This is a genomic window from Gymnodinialimonas phycosphaerae (assembly GCF_019195455.1).
GTDB lineage: Bacteria > Pseudomonadota > Alphaproteobacteria > Rhodobacterales > Rhodobacteraceae > Gymnodinialimonas > Gymnodinialimonas phycosphaerae.
This window is the reverse complement of record NZ_JAIMBW010000001.1, coordinates 3,676,983-3,695,540: the sequence shown is the minus strand read 5'-3', so window position 1 is coordinate 3,695,540 and position 18,558 is coordinate 3,676,983. Positions and strand designations below refer to the sequence as shown.

Here is an 18,558-nt window from a genome sequence, read left to right as displayed (position 1 = left end):
GCAAAAATATACATACGACGGCGACGTCCGCACCACCGTTTCAGACAGCTTCCAGCGCCACCGCAATCCCCTGCCCCACGCCGATACACATGGTGGCCAAGGCCCGTTTGCCGCCGCGCAGGCGCATCTCCAATGCGGCTGTCCCGGTGATCCGAGCGCCCGACATCCCCAAGGGATGTCCCAGCGCAATCGCCCCACCATTGGGGTTCACGCGCGCATCATCGTCGGCGATCCCAAGTCCCCGCATCACGGCAAGTCCCTGGGCGGCAAACGCCTCGTTCAATTCAATCACGTCGAAATCCGCAATCGTCAGCTCCAGCCGCGCCATCAGCTTTTGCGATGCCGGTAACGGCCCGATCCCCATGACCCGTGGCGCCACGCCAGCCACGGCCCCGCCAAGCACGCGCGCGATCGGTGTCAGCCCATGCTTCACCGCCGCCGCCTCGGACGCGATGATCAGCCCCGCCGCGCCATCGTTGACGCCCGAGGCGTTGCCCGCCGTGACGCTGCCGCCCTCTCGGAACGGCGCCCGCAGTTTGGCCAGTGCCGCGACATCCGTCGCAGGCCGGGGATGTTCATCCTCTGCCACCACGACCGGATCGCCCTTGCGGCGAGGCATGGTCACCGGCGTGATCTCTTCCGCCAGCCGACCAGAGGCCATCGCGGCGCCCGCCTTGGCCTGGGACCGGGCGGCAAACGCATCCTGATCGACGCGCGACACCCCGTAGTCCTCGGCGACATTCTCCGCCGTTTCCGGCATGGAATCGATGCCATATTGCGCCTTCATCACCGGGTTCACGAAGCGCCAGCCGATGGTTGTGTCATAAATCTCGGCCTTGCGAGAAAAGGCCGCATCGGCCTTGGGCACCACGAAAGGCGCGCGCGACATGGACTCCACACCGCCCGCAATCATCAACTCGGCCTCTCCGGCCTTGATCGCGCGGGCCGCCGCAATCACTGCGTCCATCCCCGAGCCGCACAGGCGATTGATCGTCGTGCCCGGCACGGCCTCGGGCAGCCCCGCCAGCAGCGCCGACATGCGCGCCACATTGCGGTTATCCTCTCCCGCCTGATTGGCGCAGCCGAAGTAGATATCCTCGACAGCTGCCCAGTCGACGCCTGGATTGCGCGCCATCAGCGCAGCCAGGGGGACCGCCCCCAGATCATCGGCGCGCACCCCCGCCAACGCCCCCCCGAACCGCCCGATGGGCGTGCGGATATAGTCGCAAATGAAGGCCTCGGCCATGGCATATCTCCCGTTGGTTACGATATGATATCAGGCGAGGGAAAGTGGGAAAAGCGTTACTAAACGATCTCGAACAATCAAATTCCGGTAACGCAAATCCACGATCACGACAATAAAACCGCCATCACGCGCGCCACGCCGACGGCCACCAGTTCCGCGTCTCCGCGCGCTTCGACATTCAGGCGCACCATCGGTTCCGTGTTGGAGCGGCGCAGATTGAATCGCCAGGTGCCGAAATCGAAACTGTCTCCGTCCAGATGATCAATGGCCCGCGCCTCGCCCTCGAACGCCGCGCGGACGCGATCCACGGCGGCTTGCGGGTCCTCAAGGGTGAAGTTGATTTCGCCAGAGGACGGGAAGGCCGCCTTCCGATCGGCCACAAGATCGGCCAGCGCGCCGCCACGACTGACAAGGTTCGCCACCAGCACCCAGAGAATCATGCCGCTATCGCAGCACACGAAGTCGCGAAAATAGTGATGGGCCGACATCTCGCCGCCGTAGACGGCGTCTTCATCGCGCAGCGCTTGCTTGATGAAGGTATGGCCGGTGCGGGTCTGCACACTGCGCCCGCCCGCCCGCGCCACGATGTCTTGCGTGTTCCAGATCACCCGGCCGTCATGGATGATTGTCGCACCGGGTTCCTGAATCAGAAAGGCCTTGGCCAGAAGGCCCACGACATATTCGCCGTCGATGAAGGCGCCGGTGTGGTCGAAGAAAAAGCACCGGTCGAAATCCCCATCCCACGCCACCCCGAAATCCGCGCCAAAGGCCCGGACCGCATCGGCCGTCGCGGGGCGGTTTTCGGGCAATAGAGGATTCGGAATGCTTTGCGGAAAGGTGCCATCGGGGGTGTGGAACAGACGCTCGAATGTCGGGGGACGCCAAGGGCGGCCAGACGTGCCGCGATGGCGTCAAACGTTGGCGCCGCCGCACCGTGACCTGCGTTGACCAGAATTCTCAGGGGCTTGAGGGTGGGTACATCGGCAAAGCCACAGATCCGCGCCACGTAAGCTGCGCGGGCCTCCTCGGCGATATCGGACAAGGTACCGCGCTCAGGTGCCGCCTCAAAGGCTCTTGCCTCGGCCAGCGTCTTGATCTGCGCCAGCCCGGTCGCCTGCCCCACCGGAGCAGAACCCGTACGCACCATCTTCATCCCATTGTAATCAATCGGCTTGTGCGAGGCGGTGACGCAAATCCCCCCATCCGCGCCGAAATGCGAGGTGGCGAAGTACATCTCTTCCGTGCCCGACAACCCAAGGTCAAGCACGCTGCAACCTTTGTCCGTCAAACCCCGCGCCACATGCGCGGCCAAGCACGACCGTCTTCGCGTCCAGAGCCTGCGCAAAGGCACGGCCAATGCGATAGGCGACGTCTTCATCCAGATCGACACCAAGCCGCCCGCGAATGTCATAGGCCTTGAAGCAAGTAAGCGGCTTCAGCCCTTGGCCCCTTGGCCGCGGGCATAGACATCGTCGAAGCGGGTAATGTCGTCTTCACCCAGATAGGCACCGGTCTGCACCTCGATCAGGGTCAGGTTCATCTTGCCGGGGTTCTCTAGCCGATGCTTCGCGCCAAGCGGAATGTAGACGGACTGGTTCTCGGAAACTGTGCTGACGGTGTCAGTCAATCGTGACTTTCGCGGTGCCTTCCACGACAATCCAATGCTCTGCCCGGTGGTGATGGCTTTGCAGGCTAAGCGACGCATCGGGATGGACCACGATGCGCTTCACTTGAAACCGGGCACCGATGACGAGGCTTTCGTACCACCCCCACGGGCGGCAATCGCGGGGCAGGTTCTCGGCTTGATCGACGGCGTTCTTCTTCAGGACGCTGACAGCGTGGCTTACCTCTTGCGCGCGGTCCTTGTGGACAACAAGAACCGCATCCGGCATCGCCACGGCAATGATGTCCTTCAGGCCAAGACCCACCATGTGCTGCGCCTCGCTTGTGGCTTGCAAGAGCGAGCCTTCGCAATCGATCGCCGTCGCAGGCCCCGCCGTGACGGTGCCTGAGGCATCGGCATCCGCCTCTGTCCAGATCGCCGGCCAATTGCCAAGGTCCGACCAGGCCCCGGCATAGGGGACTACCGTCAGGTTGGCGGCACGTTCCATCACTGCGCGGTCGATGGAAATGTCGGGAAGCGCGTCCCACGGCGCGGGGGCGAGGCGTGTGAAGCCCAGATCCTGCTCTGCGTCCTCGAACGCGGCGCGCACGGGGCCCAGGACCTCGGGCGCGAGGAATGCAAAGGCTTCCAGGATAACAGAGGTCGAGAACAGGAAGATACCCGCGTTCCAAAGGTGGAGCCCATCCGCCAGAAGCGCCTCGGCACGAACTTGGTCGGGCTTCTCCACGAAACTCCGCAAGGGTTGGGGCACCGGAGCGAAATCTTGCGTCGGGTGGCTCAACTCCAACCAACCATAGCCGGTTTCCGCCCGGTCGGGCCGGGTGCCGAAGGCCACAAGCCGCCCGTCAAGCGCGGCAGGAACTGCCGTTTCTATCGTTGCGCGAAGACGCCCGGCGTCCGGGATCACGTGATCGGAGGGCGCGACAAGCATCAACGCCCCCGGCGTTTGCGCATCCAGCGCCACAGCTGGTGCACAAATCGCGGCAGCGGTATTCTTGGCGGAAGGCTCAGTCAGGATGTCGCCCGGCACGACCTTGATTGCGTCTAACTACTGTTGAGCAATGAACCGGAAGTCTGCCCCCGTCACGATGCAAGGCGCGGCAAATCCGGCGCCGGACAAGCGCCGCGCAGACGCCTGATAAAGGCTCTCCTCCCCTGTCAGTTCCGCGAATTGCTTGGGATAGGACTTCCGCGACAGAGGCCAAAGGCGGGTGCCTGACCCTCCAGAGAGAAGGACGGGGTGAATGATCCGTCTCATGTCGTCTCTTTCCGGGGCAGGCGCAGCGTGAAGGGCTTGGAGGATTGGACACATTTCGCCCATTCCGGGCCAAGCCTACCCAACGCGCCCCCCAAACGTCCATCGGCTTGTTTCGCCCCCCCGCGTGAAGACCCGGCATCCCCAAGTTGTGCCAAAGGACGGGCCGGGCGACGTCAGAATCTCGCAGCGGCCCCCTTCCCGCAACCGGCCCATGATCTTGTCGCAGGAGCATCGGATCGTTGTCAAAAGGTGTGAACTTGTGTGGGGCTTCTGCCGTGAAGGCTGTATGGAAAGGGGAAGTGATGGTGTGTCGGGAATCGCCTGCACACTAGATGGAGGGTGTTTGATGGTCACGCTGCAAACTCTGCTTGCATGCATGTGTGTAATTGTCTTGGGGGCGTGCGGGTCGGCGTATGTGTCGCCGGACGTGTCTGGTTTTGGGGGGGACGACGGGGTTCAGGTGGTGGATCTGTCGCCTGCGGTTGTGACCCATGCGAACCGCTCGGCCTATCAGCCGCAGGATCTGCCGGCGGCGTTTTCGCGGATTGCGGGCGGGACCACTGGCCCGCGCGGGGCGGCGCGGCTGCCGGATCCGGTGTTCGACGCCCAAGCCCGCCCCGGCGCGGTGGAATTGCGGGTGCCGCCCGCGGTCAACCCCGGCTCCTACCGGATCGGCGTCGGCGATGTGCTGCTGCTGGCCACGCCGCGCGGCGAATCGACCGTTGAGGAACTCGCCGGGCTGGTCGCCGCCCAGAACCAGCGCCAAGGCTATACCGTGCAGGACGACGGCGACATTGCGATCCCCGACGTGGGCCGCATCACCGTGGGCGACATGACCCTCGCCGAGGCCGAAGACGCCATTTTTGAACGCCTGATCGCCGCCCGCATCGACCCCTCGTTCAGCCTGGAAGTGGCCGAGTTCAACTCCCAGCGGATCTCGGTGGGCGGCGCGGTGCGCAACCCGGGCGTGGTGCCCGTGGGCATGACGCCGGTCTACCTGGCCGAGGTTCTGGCCTCGGCGGGCGGGCTCGACATCACCTCGGACGACTTCGCCGTGATCCGCATCTACCGCGACGGCAATCTTTACCAAATCCCAACTTCGGACCTCTATTCCGACCAGGGCCTGCAGCGCATCCGCCTGGTCGACGGCGACAGCCTGTTCGTCGACACCGCCTATGATTTCGACCAGGCCCAGGCCTATTTCGAAGAGGTCATCGCGCGGGCCGAGTACACGCAGAGTGCGCGCGCCAATGCCATCGCCGAGTTGCAGACCGAGGTCTCGATCCGCCGGGGCGCCCTGGAAGAAAGCCGCCAGAACTTCCGCGACCGCGTCGAGTTCGGGGCCGAGGGCGGAGAGTTCGTCTATATCGCAGGCGAAGTGACCACGCCCGGCCGGTTCGAGTTGCCGTTCGAGAACCGCGCGGTCCTGGCCGACGCCCTGTTCGACGCGGGCGGCTGGAGCGCCAGCACCGGCAACCCGTCGCAGATCTACCTGATGCGCGCGCAGGAGAATTCCTCCTACGCCAGCACGGTGACGGCCTACCGGCTGGACGGCTCGAACGCGGCCAACCTGGTGCTGGCGACGCGGCTGGAACTGCGCCCCGGCGATGTGGTGTTCGTGGCCGAACAGCCGGTGACGCGGTGGAGCCGGGTGATCAACCAGATCACGCCGACGGTGATCAACCTTGGCGCGGCGGCGGTGAACTGACAAGCGCACCCCCAAAAGTGGGAACCGGTTTTGGGATCAGGTGCGCGTAATCAAAAGGCTGCACCCCCAAAAGTGGGAACCGGTTTTGGGATCAGGTGCGCGTAATCAAAAGGCTGCACCCCCAAAAGTGGGAGCCGGTTTTGGGATCAGGTGCGCGCAATAAAAAGGCTGCCCCCCCAAAAGTGGGAACCGGTTTTGGGACCCGGTGCGCGCAACCCAAAAGCCGCCCCCAGCGCCCCGCACACCAGACACGAAAAAGCCCCGGCCGGATCACACCCGGCGGGGCTTTTTTGTCAGTCACCGGTCCGCCGTCTGGCGGCAGGCGGCTTAGTTGGTGCCGTCGCTGCTGGACGCTGCGGCCGCGATGATCACGGCAACCGTGCCGAGCCCGATCAGAAGGCCGGTTTGCGCCACCATGGTGCCGACGGTGACGTCGGTGGCGGGCGCTGTGGTCACGGGCGTGATGCCCTGGGCCGTGGCAGAGGTGCCAAGAGCGGCGATAAATGCGGTCGTCAGAAGGACTTTTTTCATGGCGAAGCTCCAAATGGGTTTAATTTCTAGTGCATTCGTAGCGCAGGACCCCTGCCCTGACAATCTGTCTTTGCGGGCTGTGTTTGGGGCTACGTTTGGGAACAGGGCAGCGCTCGACACAGATGGGCCTTCGGTCGGGAGGCTTGCAAGGCAGGCAAGACCGCCGCCTCAGCGAAAACCAAAAAATGCCCATCAGAAGCAACCGCATCGAGCAATACGCCCCGACAGCAAAGACATCAGGACTGACGAAACCCTCAAATTTGGAAAATGGCGGACTGGGGAGGATTCGAACCCCCGACCCCTTGATTCGTAGTCAAGTACTCTATCCAGCTGAGCTACCAATCCGCGTGGGGTGCGTTTAACCCCGCTACTTCGTCAGTGCAAGGGGCAATCAAGCCGCCATGCCGCCGGGAAGGAATAGGGCGAAGGTCGTTCCCTCCGGTCCCGTGCCCAGCAGCTTCAACTGGCCACCATGTCCGCGCAGGATCTCGGCGCAGATCGCCAGGCCCAGGCCCGATCCCCCGACCTTGTCGGTGGACGAGAACGGCTTGAACAACCCTTGTTCAGAGCCTTTTGGCAGGCCGGGACCTGTGTCGATGACCTCGATACACCAGCCACCTTCATGCTCGAACCCCCGCACCGTCACTTCGCCGGGCTTGCCCGTCGCCGTGATCGCCTGACGCGCGTTGCGCACCAGATTGGACAGCACCCGGTGCAACTGCTCGGGGTCGGCACGCACGACCATGCCTGGCTCGATATCTGCGTCATAGCTGACCTCTCCATCACCTTGGGCAAGGTTATCGTTGTCGAGAACGTCGTCGACCAACGGCTCCAACGTCACGCGGTCAAGCTTGGGCGCGGGTTCTTCAGCGCGGCCAAAGGCCAACGTCGCCTCGGTCAGATTGATGGCACGCGACAGCGAATTGATCAGCTTGGGCGCGATGCGCTTCACCGTGGGATCACTGCTCAATTCTAGCCGGTCCGCGACCAGTGTCGCGACCGAGAGCATATTGCGCAGATCATGGCTGATCTTGGCGACAGCCTCGCCCAATTGCGCCAGCCGTTCACGCTGCCGCAGCAGCGAGGTCAGTTGGGTTTGCATGCTCTGCAAGGCCTCTTCCGCGTCGCGTAATTCCCTGACCGAGCCGCGCGGGGTGATGATGCGGTTCGCATCATCGGGCGCTTCCGCGTAGCTCATCATCGCGCCAACGACACGTTTAATCGGGTTCACCATCAAGATCCGCACGGCCACGAACAACAACAGCGCCGTAAAGATGGAGATCATCGCCGACAGCAGCAGAACCCTCAGGCCGTAGTCGATCATCGCCATACGCAAAGGCGCGGTTTCCATGGTGACTTCGATCAGCAGGCCCGCCTGGCGCACCGGTTCACCGATCACACGGATGTTCTGCTCGTCGGTCTCAAACAGTCGGATGGAGGCGTCGCGAATCAACTCCCAGGCCGAGGCATCACGCAGATCGAACGTCGCCGTAATCGGCTCCATCCCATCGGTGGACAGAATCAACTGCCGCACCGCATCGCGGCGCAACACGACGTTCAGAACCTCTGCATTCTCAAGCAGTTCATATTCCAGGTCATCGTCGATCATCCCATCGGTCGCCAACAGGGCCAGCGACGCGATCTGTGCCCGTTCCAGTCGGGCCAGAAGGTATTCCTCACGGAACCGCGCGATGGAGGGGACGAAAATGAATACCTCTGCCAGCATCACGAAGATGACGGTGAGCATCAAGAATCGACCGGAAAGTGTGTTTGCCACCGGGGGCTCCCTCTTGTGCCCGATGTCCGGGCAATACCTCTTTTAGGGCCGACCGAACCTTTGCACAAACCCGACGACCTTCTTGACCATCGGGCTGTCGAAAAGCTTCGGTGTGAAGTAGGCGCTGGCGGCGCGCTTGTTGACTTCCCCCAGTGTCGGATAGGGCGTGATCATATTGGCGACCGCGCTCATCTTCAGCTTGTTTGCAATCGCAAGCGACCAGACCCCGATGAGTTCCCCCGCCTGGGCCCCCACGATCGTCGCACCCACGGGTTTGCCCTCCACAACCATGACTTTCACGAAGCCCGTGGTCTGTTCCGTCGCTATGCCGCGATCATTGTGCGCAAATTCTGCCTTGGCGATGAAGACCTTGTCGCCGTGCTGATCCTTTGCCTCGGCCTCGGTCAGGCCGACCTGCGCCAGTTCTGGTGACGTGTAGGTGGCCCAGGGAATGTGATCCGTGCGCGCCTTGGCGGGCAGGCCAAACAGCATCGGGCGGATGATAACGCCCGCGTGGTAGCCCGCCACGTGGGTGAACTGCGCACCGCCAGCGACGTCGCCCACGGCATAGACACGGGCATTGGTGGACCGAAGATCGTCGCCTACCGTCACACCGCCCCGGTCGAACGCGACGCCTGCCTTGTGCAGGTCCAGCGTGTCGACGTTTACCTGCCGCCCCACGGCGATCAGAAGGTGAGAGCCCTCAAACGAGGCGCCGTCCTCCGTCTCGACCTTGATCACCCCGTCCAAGCCGCTGACTTGCGCGGCGGTGGCACCTTCCACAATCTCGACCCCCTCTCGGCGCAGGGTCTCCAGCACAATCGCCGCAGCCTCCGGGTCATCCTTGCCCATGGCCTTCGCGCCTTCCAACACCGTGACACGGCTGCCAAGACGCCGATGGGCCTGCGCCATTTCCATGCCAATGGGGCCGCCACCGATAATGATCAGGTGATCGGGCTTTTCGCGGAGGTCAAAGATCGTCTCGTTGGTGTGGTAATCCACGGTATCAAGGCCAGAGATCGGCGGCACGAACGGGCGAGACCCTGTGGCGATCACAAACCGACGCGCCTTGATGACGTCATCACCGGCCTGCACCTCGGTGTGTGAGATGAATTTGCCGAATTCACGGATCACCTGCACGCCCTGGCCTTCGAACCGTTCCTGCGAATCGACCGGCTCGATCTCTTCGATCACCGCGCGGACGTGGTCCTTGGCGGCCGCGTAATCCGGCGCGGGGTCGTGGCCCGCCACGCCGAAGGCCGCCTCTGCTGTCTGATGTGCCTTGTGGCCTGCCGCCAGCAGCGCCTTGGACGGCACGCAGCCATAGTTCAGACAATCGCCGCCCATCAGATGGCCTTCGAGCAAGACAACCTTCGCCCCCATCTGCACAGCACCCGCCGCAACGGACAGCCCGCCAGAGCCTGCGCCGATCACGCAGATGTCGGTTTCAATGATCGCCATGATTATAGTCCCTTCTTGCCGCGCACGGCCTTCAAGATGACCGGCAGGGACGCCAATGCACAAAGACCCAATATAGGGAACAACACCTGAGGCTCGAAAATGATCCCGAGGTTGGGTGTTTCTCCACGCTCGAAGACCTCGCCCAATCCCGCGCCGACGGAAGTGTAGACAACCGCGCCGGGAAGAATGCCAAGGAAGGTAGAGATCACGTAGCGGCGAAGCGGCACCTCGAAGAACGCGGGTAGCAGGTTCGCGATGAAGAACGGCACGGCAGGAACAAGGCGTAGAAGAAACAGGGCAGACCACTGATTCTCATCAATCGCGTCCTTGAACTTCTTGGTGACGCCTTCCGCCCCCTCCAGTTTCGCGCCAAGCTTGGCGCCGACGCTCGTCTGCGCGGCAAGGAAAATCGCGGTGGCCCCTGCGGTCGCGCCAAGCACGTTGTAGAAGGCCCCGGGGAAGGTTGCGAAAAGGAACCCACCCGTCAGCGTGGCAATCGTCGCACCGGGCAACGAGAACGCCACGATCAACGCATAAGCCAAGATGAAGACTGCGGTGGTCAGCAGGTAATTCGCATCGCGGAAGGCGATCAGCGCGTCTCGGTTGTCGGCCAACGCCTGAAAGCTGAGGTAGTCGCGAAACAGCCACCAGCCCACGCCTGCGCCGATAATCACGGCAAGCAGCGGAAGATAGCGGGTGAATTGTGCATTCGACGGCTGGTTCACGCTGTCCGACATGGTTTGGATCCCTTGTGCTTGAGTTGAACCCTAATTGCGGCATCTTGGCGACCGGGGATATCCCTCCTCACGGTTGCTTGATACAGCGTGACGCAGGTAAGGGTTTTCGTGACCCTCCGCGCGGTGTTCCGTAACAATCGCCGACCCAAGTGTTACAAGTAGGCCGCTTTCACATGGAAAAGATCTTTGTCAGCGCATGTTTGATGGGGGCTCGCGTCCGCTATGACGGGCGGGCCAAGACACTGGAAGATCAACTGCTGGCGACCTGGCGCGCCGAAGGGCGGTTGCTGACACTGTGCCCCGAAATGGCCGCGGGTCTTCCCTCCCCCCGCCCCCCGGCCGAGATCGCGCCCGGCGCGACGGCAGAGGCCGTGCTGAAAGGGCGCGCGGGGATCTTCGACAAAAACGGCCTCGACATGACGCATGAATTCACGACTGGCGCGAATCTGGCGCTGGAACTGGCGCAGAGCCATGACTGTCGCTTTGCCCTGTTGGCCGATGGCAGCCCGTCGTGCGGGTCCACGTTCGTCTATTCGGGTGATTTTGATGGCCAACGCCACGAAGGCCAAGGTGTGGTTGCTGCACGGTTGCGCGCCGCTGGCGTTGCGGTATACGCGCCGTCGCAACTGCGCGATCTGGCCTTTGCTTTGGAAGAGGCAGAAAATACCTCTGCCTAAGGGCGTGGCTCGTTGTTGACAGCGGCCCTGCACTTGCCTATCCCGCAGGCTTCAAGACGGATTCCTGCCGTTAGAGGTGCGCATACGGCGCCCTCCGGCCAAGATTGACGGAGCGAGACCCATGTCGAAGCGGACATTCCAACCCTCGAACCTCGTGCGCAAGCACCGCCACGGCTTCCGTGCGCGTATGGCCACCAAAGCGGGCCGCAAGATCCTGAACGCCCGCCGTGCGCGCGGTCGGAAATCGCTCAGCGCCTGATCGTTGTGCAAATGGCACCGCAATCGCCTCCGCCGAGCAATGCCTCGCCGGGGGCTTTTTGTGCTAAGCGTCCCCTGGTGACACTTACGAAACGCGCTGACTTCCTGCTGGCTGCCCGTGCTGCACGCGTTCCAACGCCCGCGTTTCTTCTGCAAGCCCGCAAGCGCAACGATGATGATGCCACGGACGCGATTCGCGTGGGCTTCACCTGCTCGAAAAAGGTCGGCAATGCGGTCGCCCGCAATCGCGCCAAGCGCCGCTTGCGCGAAATCGCCCGCGCCGTGTTGCCGGTTGAGGGAAAAGACGGCTGGGATTACGTTCTGATCGGCCGCAAGGACGCCACGGCGACGCATGATTTCAGGGCGATGCAAGCGGATCTGTATCGCGCGCTTGGAAAGGCGCATGGATGAAGACGTCGATGAATCCCGCGGCCTTCGTGATCTCTCTGCCGATCCGATTCTATCGTCTGGTAATTTCGCCGATGATCGCCTCGAATTGCCGTTTCACGCCGACCTGCTCGACCTACGCGATGGAGGCCTTGCGCAAACACGGCGCGATCAAAGGCACTTGGCTTGCGACCCGGCGCATCGCGCGATGCCACCCTTGGGGCGGCTCGGGCATCGATAACGTCCCGGAATAGCGGCGCTTACCGCGTCAGTGTCGCTCAAAGGTGATGATCACCTCGCCAATGGGCACGCCAAAGCGGCTCATATAGGCCCGGTTCAGGACGCGATCATCGCTCAGCATCCACATCCAGTCGTCAAACGTCACGCGCAGTGGAGATCGGTCCGGTAGGGGCAGATCGATCGTGTACTGCCAGTTGAACGTATCGCCGCGCTCTTGACCATTGGCCACGCCGATCACACCCGGCGCCGTACCTTGCCACCCGCCACTTCCGGTCTGTTGCAAGGTCCAGATGCGTTGTTCCGTACTGCCGTCATCGTAACGAAAATCTTCAACTAAGCTAAGGGTTTGTCCGTTCCACGTGCCGCGAATATCGACTTCGAAACGCCGCCTGACCTCGCCGAGTACATCCTGGAATTGCCCATAGGCCGTGAGCTCTCCTTGGAAGAACTCCTCTAGGTGCAGCTCCCGCCCCGACAAAGTTGGATCGTTCAGTGACGGGCGGCCGCAGGCCGCAAGTCCAACCAACGCGCAGAAGATCAGGAAACGTCTCATCATGGCGCAAAGGTAACGCGGCGCAGGCGCCAGGCAAGCCTTCAGGCGTTGGTACGGACAAATCACTCAGGGGTGGCAGGGTTAACCTCCTGTTTGGAGTCCATCAGCTATCCCTGCCCTACGACGTAGTGAGGAACGGAGTTGAAGGGCGACATGGCAGATACCAAGGCAACTGGTGCACAAAGGACGCCTCATGGCGTACTATCCATGATCATACAACGACTCCGCTTGGCGCTTGGCCGGATCGAAGTTCTGGCACTTTTCCCGTTGATCGCCCTCAGCGCAACTTGGTTCGGGTTTGATGATCTGTCGCTGATCACTGCTGTGGGTCTGTCTGTGCTGCTGGCCATTGGGAGTCTCGGCTCCCGCACGGAAGAGCTTGGCGCGACATCCAACCATACAACGGCCAACGGACGCGGCGCGCTCATCGCCATGCTTGATCGGGTCGCCGGTCAGGCAGGCCGCGATACGGCCTTCATCCTGTTACAGATCGATGATTGGGCCACCCAGCACGACCGTTGGGGACACGACACCTGTGAAGAGCTTGCGTCGCGCGTCGAAGAACGGCTGCAATCCGCCCTTCGCAATGGAGATTTACTGACACGCCTGGGCGATTCCCGCTTTGGCATCGTCCTGGCGCCGCTGTCCTCTGCCCGCCTCGGGCTGCGCGATACGATCGCCGCCCGACTTGCCGAGGCGGTCGCCGATCCCCTGCCTATGCGTGGAACGGCGTTGAGGCTAACTGCCTCCATCGGTCATTCGGCCATGATCCGGCACGGCGTTGACCCGGCGGATACAACCTTCAAGGCCGCAGAAGCCGCCCTTGCGGAGGCCGTGTTGAACGGCCCCAACGCGGTGCGCGCCTACGCCCCCGGCATGGGCCGCGCCCGTGCCCTGCAATGCAGCCTGAGCGAAGAGGTGGAGGCCGCGATCCACGACGGCGCCATCACCGCCTGGTTCCAACCCCAAGTTTATGCCCGCACCGGGACAGTATCGGGCGTGGAAACCTTGGCCCGATGGCAGCACCCGAAACATGGCCTGCTGGGGCCGAAAGAATTCTTTCCGGCTGTCGAAGCCTCCGGTCATATGCCCCTTCTGGGACAAACGATCCTCCATCAAGCCCTCAAGGCGCTGCAGGAGTGGGACACGATGCAAGTCCATGTCCCGATGGTCTCGATAAACTTTTCAGCGGGCGAGCTGCGCGACTTGAAACTTGCGACGATCCTTTCGCAGGAAGTTGATCGTTACGGCTTGGCCGCGGACCGCGTCGTCATCGAGATCCTCGAAGAAGTCGCCACGAGGGTTGAGGATGACGCGATCGTGGCCACGCTTCAGGCGATCCGGGATGCGGGCCATCGACTGGACCTTGAGGGTTTCGGGCTTGGCGTGTCCTCCCTTCCCACGTTGCAAAGGTTTGGCATCACCCGTGTGAAGATTGACCGCAGCTTCATTCTGGACATCGACGTCGCGGAAAACAAACGACAATCTGTTTCGGCGATCATTGCGATGGCCAACGCCATGGGCATCGAAACCCTGGCAAACGGGGTTGAGACCCCGAATGAAAAAGAGGCCATGATCAGCCTGGGGTGCGATTATCTACAGGGGTTCGGCGTGGCCCGCCCCATGGGCCTGGAGAATGTCGTTGATTGGATCCGTACCCATGGCGGCTCTGGCAAGACAATCCACCTTGATGATCGCCGCGCATAGGCCCAGACCGTCCTGACCGTTAAGCCCATGGGCCAACCACGGCAATTCAGCTCTCGCCTTGGAACGTGGTTCACTTCCGGCGCAATCCGTCCCGCCGGAAACGGTCAGCAACAAGGCTCCACCCTCGGGGTCCGTTGACGACCCGCTGCCTGCGCGTCGTTGCACCGTGTCACAGCGCGCCCATCTGCCGCAAAATCAAGGGTCGCTGCCCGCACCGCTCCCGACCCGCGCCCATTTCGCCTCTTGACCTTTCAACCCCCAGTCTGTTGAACCCCCATGGATTGGCCACACCGCGTAAACACCGGTGTTTGTGCCTTATTCGCAAGGACCCTGACAGAGGAAGACCGCCAAGATGGACGATCAGAACAGAAACCTGATCCTGGCCACAGGCCTCAGCTTTGTTGTAATCCTCGTGTGGTTCCTTCTGTTCCCACCGCCAGAGGTCGTGGAGGACCCCAACGCCGTAGCCCCTGTGGCCGAAACCGGCGGCAGCCTGACCGACACCGATATCGCGTTGACCCCGCCCGTGACGGAAATCGGCACACCCGCCGGGGCCGAGAACGCGACCCCCACGGAAGTGGCCCTGTCCGAGGCCGCGCGGATCGACATCGAGACGCCTTCCGTCGAAGGCTCTATCTCCTTGCTCGGCGGTCGCATCGATGACCTGTCGCTGCGCAATTACTTCACCGAAGTGGGTGGCGATGAGATCGTTCGCCTGCTTTCACCCGTGGGATCCGATGATCCCTATTACGCGCTCTACGGTTGGACGCCCTCGGGCGATCTTGGCTACGAGGATGTCCCGACCTCTGACACCCCGTGGGAGCTTGAGTCCGGCACCACCCTTACGCCCGACACCCCCATCACGCTGGCTTGGGACAACGGCAGCGGTTTGATATTCCGCCGCACCATCGCCATCGACGACCGCTTCATGTTCGAAGTGACCCAGTCGGTCGAAAACACCGGCACCGCCGACGTGAACCTTGCGCCCTACGGGATCGTCGCCCGCCACGGCTTGCCGTCGGATCTGCAGAACTTCTTCATTCTTCACGAAGGTGTGGTCCGCAAAGCTGATGGTGAATTGTCCGAGATTGACTACTCTGACATGCCTGACCTCGATGTCGTCTCCCGCGAGGGGGTCCCCGCCGAGGTGATCGAGGTGGAGGCCAACGGCTGGATCGGCTTCACTGACAAATACTGGATGACGACCCTTATCCCCGGCGAAGACCAACCCTTCGTCTCGGTCATCAAATACGTCCCCTCCGCAGACATCTACCAAACGGAAGCGCGCCTGCCCTACATGGCCATCGCCGCCGGTGAAACAGTCGAGGTCACGACGCAGCTGTTCGCTGGCGCCAAGGAAGCCGAGACGATCCGTGACTATGAAAACGCCGAGCCCGGCCTGATCCGCGGCCTTTTCGGCGCGGAACAGGACCCGACCCGCGGCGAAGTTTCGCGCTTCATCGACAGCATTGACTGGGGTTGGTTCTACTTCCTGACCAAGCCGCTGTTCTGGCTGTTGCATTGGCTCAACGCCACCATCGGCAACATGGGCCTCGCAATCATCGCGCTGACCCTGATCGTCAAGGCCGTTCTGTTCCCGCTCGCCTACCGCTCCTACGTATCGATGGCGAAGATGAAAGAGCTTCAACCCGAGATTGAGAAGCTGAAAGAATCCGCCGGCGACAACCGCGAAAAGCTCCAGAAAGGCATGATGGAGCTTTACAAGAAGAACAAGGTGAACCCGGCGGGCGGCTGCCTGCCGATCCTGTTGCAGATCCCGATCTTCTTCTCGCTCTACAAGGTGATCTTCGTCACGCTGGAACTGCGCCACGCCCCGTTCTTCGGCTGGCTCAATGACCTGTCCGCACCCGACAGCTCATCAATCCTGAACCTCTACGGCCTGCTGCCCATCGCGGCGCCCGAGCCCGAATCGATCATGGCGCTGATCTTCATTGGCATCCTGCCGCTGTTGCTCGGCATTTCCATGTGGCTCCAGCAGAAGCTGAACCCGGCGCCCACCGACGCCATGCAAGCACAGATCTTCGCGTGGTTGCCGTGGGTGTTCATGTTCATGTTGGGCAGCTTCGCGTCCGGCCTGCTGGTCTACTGGATCGCAAACAACACGCTGACCTTTACCCAGCAATACCTGATCATGCGCAGCCAGGGGTTCAAACCGGATGTTTTCGGCAACATCCGCTCAAGCTTCAAGAAGAAGCCCAAGGAAGATAAGTGACCCCGGAATTGGGTATTGGGGCGCTGCACCAGATCTGGCGCTATCCGGTCAAGGGCATCGGGGCCGAACGGCTTCGCGCTATTGATCTGGCGCCGGGCATGCCCCTGCCGCTGGACCGCGCTTGGGCGGTGTTGGAAGAGGGCGGCGATGCGTCCGAGGGGTGGCGATCGTGCCGGAATTTCCTGCGCGGCGCCAAGGGCCCATCCTTGATGGCAGTGACCTGCCGCGTGGACGGGGACGTGATTCACTTCAGCCACCCCGACCGGCCCGATATCAGCGTTCTCCCCGGACATGATGATACGGCCCTTTTCGACTGGCTCGCACCGATCTACCCCGAGGCCCGGCCCAAGGCCGTCGCCTTGGTGAAATCCCCGCCCGAGGGCATGTCTGACGCGCCCTTCGCGTCGATATCCATCCTCAACGCATCATCCCTGCGCGCCCTTGGCCAGAAACTTGGCCAACCTCTTGATGAGCGGCGTTTTCGCGGCAACCTCTGGATCGATGGCTTTGCCCCCTGGGAGGAATTCGACCTCGTTGGGAAAACGCTGGAGATCGGAGGCGCGCATCTGGAAATCATCGAGCGTATCACCCGCTGCCGCGCGACCGAGGCTAATCCCGAAACCGGAAAACGCGACGCCAACACGTTGCGGGCTTTGGAGGACGGCTGGGGCCATCAGGATTTCGGCGTCTACGCCATGGTGCGCACCGGCGGCACCATAAAGGCGGGCGACGTTGTCACGGTCCCATGACCGGACCGGACCCCAACACCCTCGCCCCGATGCTGCCCACATACGCGGGCACCGTCTTCCTCAAGCCCTTGGCCAAGGGACGGGAAAACGTCACCGTGGGCGTGTTCACCTACTATGATGATCAGGACGAGACCCGCGATTTCTTCACCCGCAACGTGCTCCACCACTACGATTTCATCGGCGATCACCTGCATATCGGCCCCTTCTGCGCCATCGCCCACGGCGTGCGCATCTTCATGAACGGCGGCACCCATGCAATGGATGGGTTTTCAACATTCCCGTTCAACATCTTCGGCCACGGCTGGGAAGAGGGCTTCGACCCCGCAACCTGGACCGCCGGACACAAGGGCGACACGAGGATCGGCGCAGATGTCTGGATCGGCAATTCCGCCGCGATCATGCCCGGCGTCACGATCGGGCCGGGCGCGATCATCGCGGCCAACGCCACCGTGACCCGCGACGTGCCCGCCTACACCATTGCTGCCGGCAACCCGGCGCAGCCCGTCAAGACGCGCTTCGATGACGCGACAATCGCACGCCTTCTGGATGTCGCGTGGTGGGACTGGCCCACCGACAAGATCACTCGTAATCTCAACGCGATCCGCGGCGCAGACCTGCCCGCTTTGGAGGCCGCGACATGAACACCTTACCCTTTCCCCTCGCTGAAGAGCCCGACGCGATTACCGCCGAGAGGGGCCGCAAGCTATTTGCGGGCAATACCGACTTCCTCAAAGGGGTCGTCGCGATGGACGGGCTTCCCCCCGCCGACCGGATCGAGGTCTGTTTCGCAGGCCGATCCAACGTGGGCAAATCCACGCTGATCAACGCACTGACGGGCCGCAAAGGCCTTGCGCGGGCGTCGAATACACCGGGCCGCACGCAGGAAATCAACTATTTCACCCTGCTCGACAGCCACTACCTCGTGGACCTGCCCGGTTATGGCTATGCCGAGGCGCCCCTGCACGTCGTCCGGCAATGGCAGGCCCTGCTGAAATCCTATCTCCAGGGTCGCGCCACCCTGCGGCGCGCTTTCGTGCTGATCGACGCGCGCCACGGCGTAAAGGCCGTCGATGAAGAGATCATGAAGCTGCTCGACATCTCCGCCGTCCCCTTTCAGACCGTCCTGACAAAGTCCGACAAGGTGAAGGGCCGCGACCGCGACGCCTCTCTTGCCCGCACCCGTGCCGCGCTTGCCAAACACCCCGCCGCCTACCCCGAAATAATCCTGACCTCGTCCGAGAAAGGCGACGGCATCCCCACCCTGCGCGCCACAATCGCCACGATCGAGGCCTGATCCCTCCTTCCCCGTTCCGGAAATATCCCGGGGGGTTGGGGGGCTGGCCCCCCAAGGCGCTTCACACCCGCGCCCCGGCCCCGTAACGTGACGCGACTCCCCTACCGGCCCAAAGCGC

At 62.5% G+C, this 18,558-nt stretch carries 16 protein-coding genes, 1 tRNA gene and 2 pseudogenes; 10 read left to right on the top strand and 9 right to left on the bottom strand.

Going from position 1 to position 18,558, the window contains the following annotated elements:
- Window positions 1-40: 40 nt before the first annotated feature.
- From pcaF to KUL25_RS18485, 3 genes and pseudogenes are all read right to left on the bottom strand, one after another.
- Window positions 41-1,246 carry a 3-oxoadipyl-CoA thiolase gene (gene pcaF, locus KUL25_RS18495; RefSeq protein WP_257894240.1) on the bottom strand — a complete coding sequence of 402 codons (1,206 nt, stop codon included), beginning with the start codon at window positions 1,244-1,246 and terminating at the stop codon, window positions 41-43.
- 104 nt (window positions 1,247-1,350) lie between these two features.
- Window positions 1,351-2,685, bottom strand: a pseudogene (locus KUL25_RS21875) (phosphohexomutase domain-containing protein).
- Window positions 2,682-4,128, bottom strand: a pseudogene (locus KUL25_RS18485) (mannose-1-phosphate guanylyltransferase/mannose-6-phosphate isomerase). The pseudogenes KUL25_RS21875 and KUL25_RS18485 overlap by 4 nt, the downstream one beginning before the upstream one ends.
- A 427-nt stretch (window positions 4,129-4,555) precedes the next feature.
- On the opposite strand from KUL25_RS18485, the gene KUL25_RS18480 reads away from it, so the two are divergent.
- Window positions 4,556-5,836, top strand: coding sequence for a polysaccharide biosynthesis/export family protein (locus tag KUL25_RS18480; RefSeq protein WP_257893078.1), 1,281 nt, complete (start codon window positions 4,556-4,558; stop codon window positions 5,834-5,836).
- A 327-nt stretch (window positions 5,837-6,163) separates the two neighbouring features.
- On the opposite strand, the gene KUL25_RS18475 is transcribed toward KUL25_RS18480, so the two are convergent.
- The 5 genes from KUL25_RS18475 to KUL25_RS18455 form a co-directional block, all read right to left on the bottom strand.
- On the bottom strand, window positions 6,164-6,367 hold the full coding sequence (locus tag KUL25_RS18475; protein ID WP_257893077.1) for a hypothetical protein: 204 nt from the start codon (window positions 6,365-6,367) through the stop codon (window positions 6,164-6,166).
- Between the two features lie 268 nt (window positions 6,368-6,635).
- Window positions 6,636-6,712, bottom strand: a tRNA-Arg gene (locus KUL25_RS18470).
- A gap of 46 nt (window positions 6,713-6,758) precedes the next feature.
- Window positions 6,759-8,114, bottom strand: coding sequence for a sensor histidine kinase (locus tag KUL25_RS18465; protein WP_257894239.1), 1,356 nt, complete (start codon window positions 8,112-8,114; stop codon window positions 6,759-6,761).
- A gap of 72 nt (window positions 8,115-8,186) precedes the next feature.
- On the bottom strand, window positions 8,187-9,605 hold the full coding sequence (locus KUL25_RS18460) for a dihydrolipoyl dehydrogenase family protein (protein ID WP_257894238.1): 1,419 nt from the start codon (window positions 9,603-9,605) through the stop codon (window positions 8,187-8,189).
- Between the two features lie 2 nt (window positions 9,606-9,607).
- On the bottom strand, window positions 9,608-10,342 hold the full coding sequence (locus KUL25_RS18455; protein ID WP_257894237.1) for a TVP38/TMEM64 family protein: 735 nt from the start codon (window positions 10,340-10,342) through the stop codon (window positions 9,608-9,610).
- A 173-nt stretch (window positions 10,343-10,515) separates the two neighbouring features.
- Here KUL25_RS18455 and KUL25_RS18450 point away from each other — a divergent pair, with 173 nt between their 5' ends.
- From KUL25_RS18450 to yidD, 4 genes are all read left to right on the top strand, one after another.
- Window positions 10,516-11,019, top strand: a complete 504-nt coding sequence (locus KUL25_RS18450; RefSeq protein WP_257894236.1) for a 2-thiouracil desulfurase family protein — start codon at window positions 10,516-10,518, stop codon at window positions 11,017-11,019.
- 121 nt (window positions 11,020-11,140) lie between these two features.
- A complete protein-coding gene (rpmH, locus tag KUL25_RS18445) occupies window positions 11,141-11,278 on the top strand; it encodes a 50S ribosomal protein L34 (RefSeq protein ID WP_011453767.1) in 138 nt (45 codons plus the stop codon).
- Window positions 11,279-11,289: 11 nt separating this feature from the next.
- Window positions 11,290-11,688 carry a ribonuclease P protein component gene (rnpA, locus tag KUL25_RS18440; protein ID WP_257894235.1) on the top strand — a complete coding sequence of 133 codons (399 nt, stop codon included), beginning with the start codon at window positions 11,290-11,292 and terminating at the stop codon, window positions 11,686-11,688.
- Between the two features lie 8 nt (window positions 11,689-11,696).
- Complete coding sequence (yidD, locus tag KUL25_RS18435) at window positions 11,697-11,918, top strand: membrane protein insertion efficiency factor YidD (RefSeq protein WP_257894898.1); 222 nt, start codon at window positions 11,697-11,699, stop codon at window positions 11,916-11,918.
- 14 nt (window positions 11,919-11,932) lie between these two features.
- Here the strand turns inward: yidD and KUL25_RS18430 are convergent, their stop codons facing one another.
- Entirely contained in the window at window positions 11,933-12,460 is a 528-nt protein-coding gene (locus KUL25_RS18430; RefSeq protein WP_257894234.1) for a DUF3833 domain-containing protein, read from the bottom strand.
- 204 nt (window positions 12,461-12,664) lie between these two features.
- On the opposite strand from KUL25_RS18430, the gene KUL25_RS18425 reads away from it, so the two are divergent.
- The 5 genes from KUL25_RS18425 (at window position 12,665) to yihA (ending at window position 18,440) form a co-directional block, all read left to right on the top strand.
- Complete coding sequence (locus KUL25_RS18425; RefSeq protein WP_257894233.1) at window positions 12,665-14,164, top strand: bifunctional diguanylate cyclase/phosphodiesterase; 1,500 nt, start codon at window positions 12,665-12,667, stop codon at window positions 14,162-14,164.
- A gap of 352 nt (window positions 14,165-14,516) precedes the next feature.
- Window positions 14,517-16,397 carry a membrane protein insertase YidC gene (gene yidC / locus KUL25_RS18420; protein ID WP_257894232.1) on the top strand — a complete coding sequence of 627 codons (1,881 nt, stop codon included), beginning with the start codon at window positions 14,517-14,519 and terminating at the stop codon, window positions 16,395-16,397.
- Window positions 16,394-17,146 (top strand): MOSC domain-containing protein, encoded by a 753-nt coding sequence (locus KUL25_RS18415; protein ID WP_257894231.1) that lies wholly within the window; start codon window positions 16,394-16,396, stop codon window positions 17,144-17,146. The genes yidC and KUL25_RS18415 overlap by 4 nt, the downstream gene beginning before the upstream one ends.
- A complete protein-coding gene (locus tag KUL25_RS18410; protein ID WP_257894230.1) occupies window positions 17,143-17,787 on the top strand; it encodes a CatB-related O-acetyltransferase in 645 nt (214 codons plus the stop codon). The genes KUL25_RS18415 and KUL25_RS18410 overlap by 4 nt, the downstream gene beginning before the upstream one ends.
- Window positions 17,784-18,440, top strand: coding sequence for a ribosome biogenesis GTP-binding protein YihA/YsxC (gene yihA, locus KUL25_RS18405; RefSeq protein WP_257894229.1), 657 nt, complete (start codon window positions 17,784-17,786; stop codon window positions 18,438-18,440). The genes KUL25_RS18410 and yihA overlap by 4 nt, the downstream gene beginning before the upstream one ends.
- Window positions 18,441-18,558: the final 118 nt, after the last annotated feature.

What these genes read in the sequence shown, in the direction of transcription:
- pcaF (WP_257894240.1), bottom strand. Translation starts at nt 1,246, where the DNA reads ATGGCCGAGGCCTTCATTTGCGACTATATCCGCACGCCCATCGGGCGG.
- KUL25_RS18475 (WP_257893077.1), bottom strand. Translation starts at nt 6,367, where the DNA reads ATGAAAAAAGTCCTTCTGACGACCGCATTTATCGCCGCTCTTGGCACC.
- KUL25_RS18465 (WP_257894239.1), bottom strand. Translation starts at nt 8,114, where the DNA reads ATGCTCACCGTCATCTTCGTGATGCTGGCAGAGGTATTCATTTTCGTC.
- KUL25_RS18460 (WP_257894238.1), bottom strand. Translation starts at nt 9,605, where the DNA reads ATGGCGATCATTGAAACCGACATCTGCGTGATCGGCGCAGGCTCTGGC.
- KUL25_RS18455 (WP_257894237.1), bottom strand. Translation starts at nt 10,342, where the DNA reads ATGTCGGACAGCGTGAACCAGCCGTCGAATGCACAATTCACCCGCTAT.
- KUL25_RS18450 (WP_257894236.1), top strand. Translation starts at nt 10,516, where the DNA reads ATGGAAAAGATCTTTGTCAGCGCATGTTTGATGGGGGCTCGCGTCCGC.
- rpmH (WP_011453767.1), top strand. Translation starts at nt 11,141, where the DNA reads ATGTCGAAGCGGACATTCCAACCCTCGAACCTCGTGCGCAAGCACCGC.
- rnpA (WP_257894235.1), top strand. Translation starts at nt 11,290, where the DNA reads ATGGCACCGCAATCGCCTCCGCCGAGCAATGCCTCGCCGGGGGCTTTT.
- yidD (WP_257894898.1), top strand. Translation starts at nt 11,697, where the DNA reads ATGAATCCCGCGGCCTTCGTGATCTCTCTGCCGATCCGATTCTATCGT.
- KUL25_RS18430 (WP_257894234.1), bottom strand. Translation starts at nt 12,460, where the DNA reads ATGATGAGACGTTTCCTGATCTTCTGCGCGTTGGTTGGACTTGCGGCC.
- KUL25_RS18425 (WP_257894233.1), top strand. Translation starts at nt 12,665, where the DNA reads ATGATCATACAACGACTCCGCTTGGCGCTTGGCCGGATCGAAGTTCTG.
- yidC (WP_257894232.1), top strand. Translation starts at nt 14,517, where the DNA reads ATGGACGATCAGAACAGAAACCTGATCCTGGCCACAGGCCTCAGCTTT.
- KUL25_RS18410 (WP_257894230.1), top strand. Translation starts at nt 17,143, where the DNA reads ATGACCGGACCGGACCCCAACACCCTCGCCCCGATGCTGCCCACATAC.
- yihA (WP_257894229.1), top strand. Translation starts at nt 17,784, where the DNA reads ATGAACACCTTACCCTTTCCCCTCGCTGAAGAGCCCGACGCGATTACC.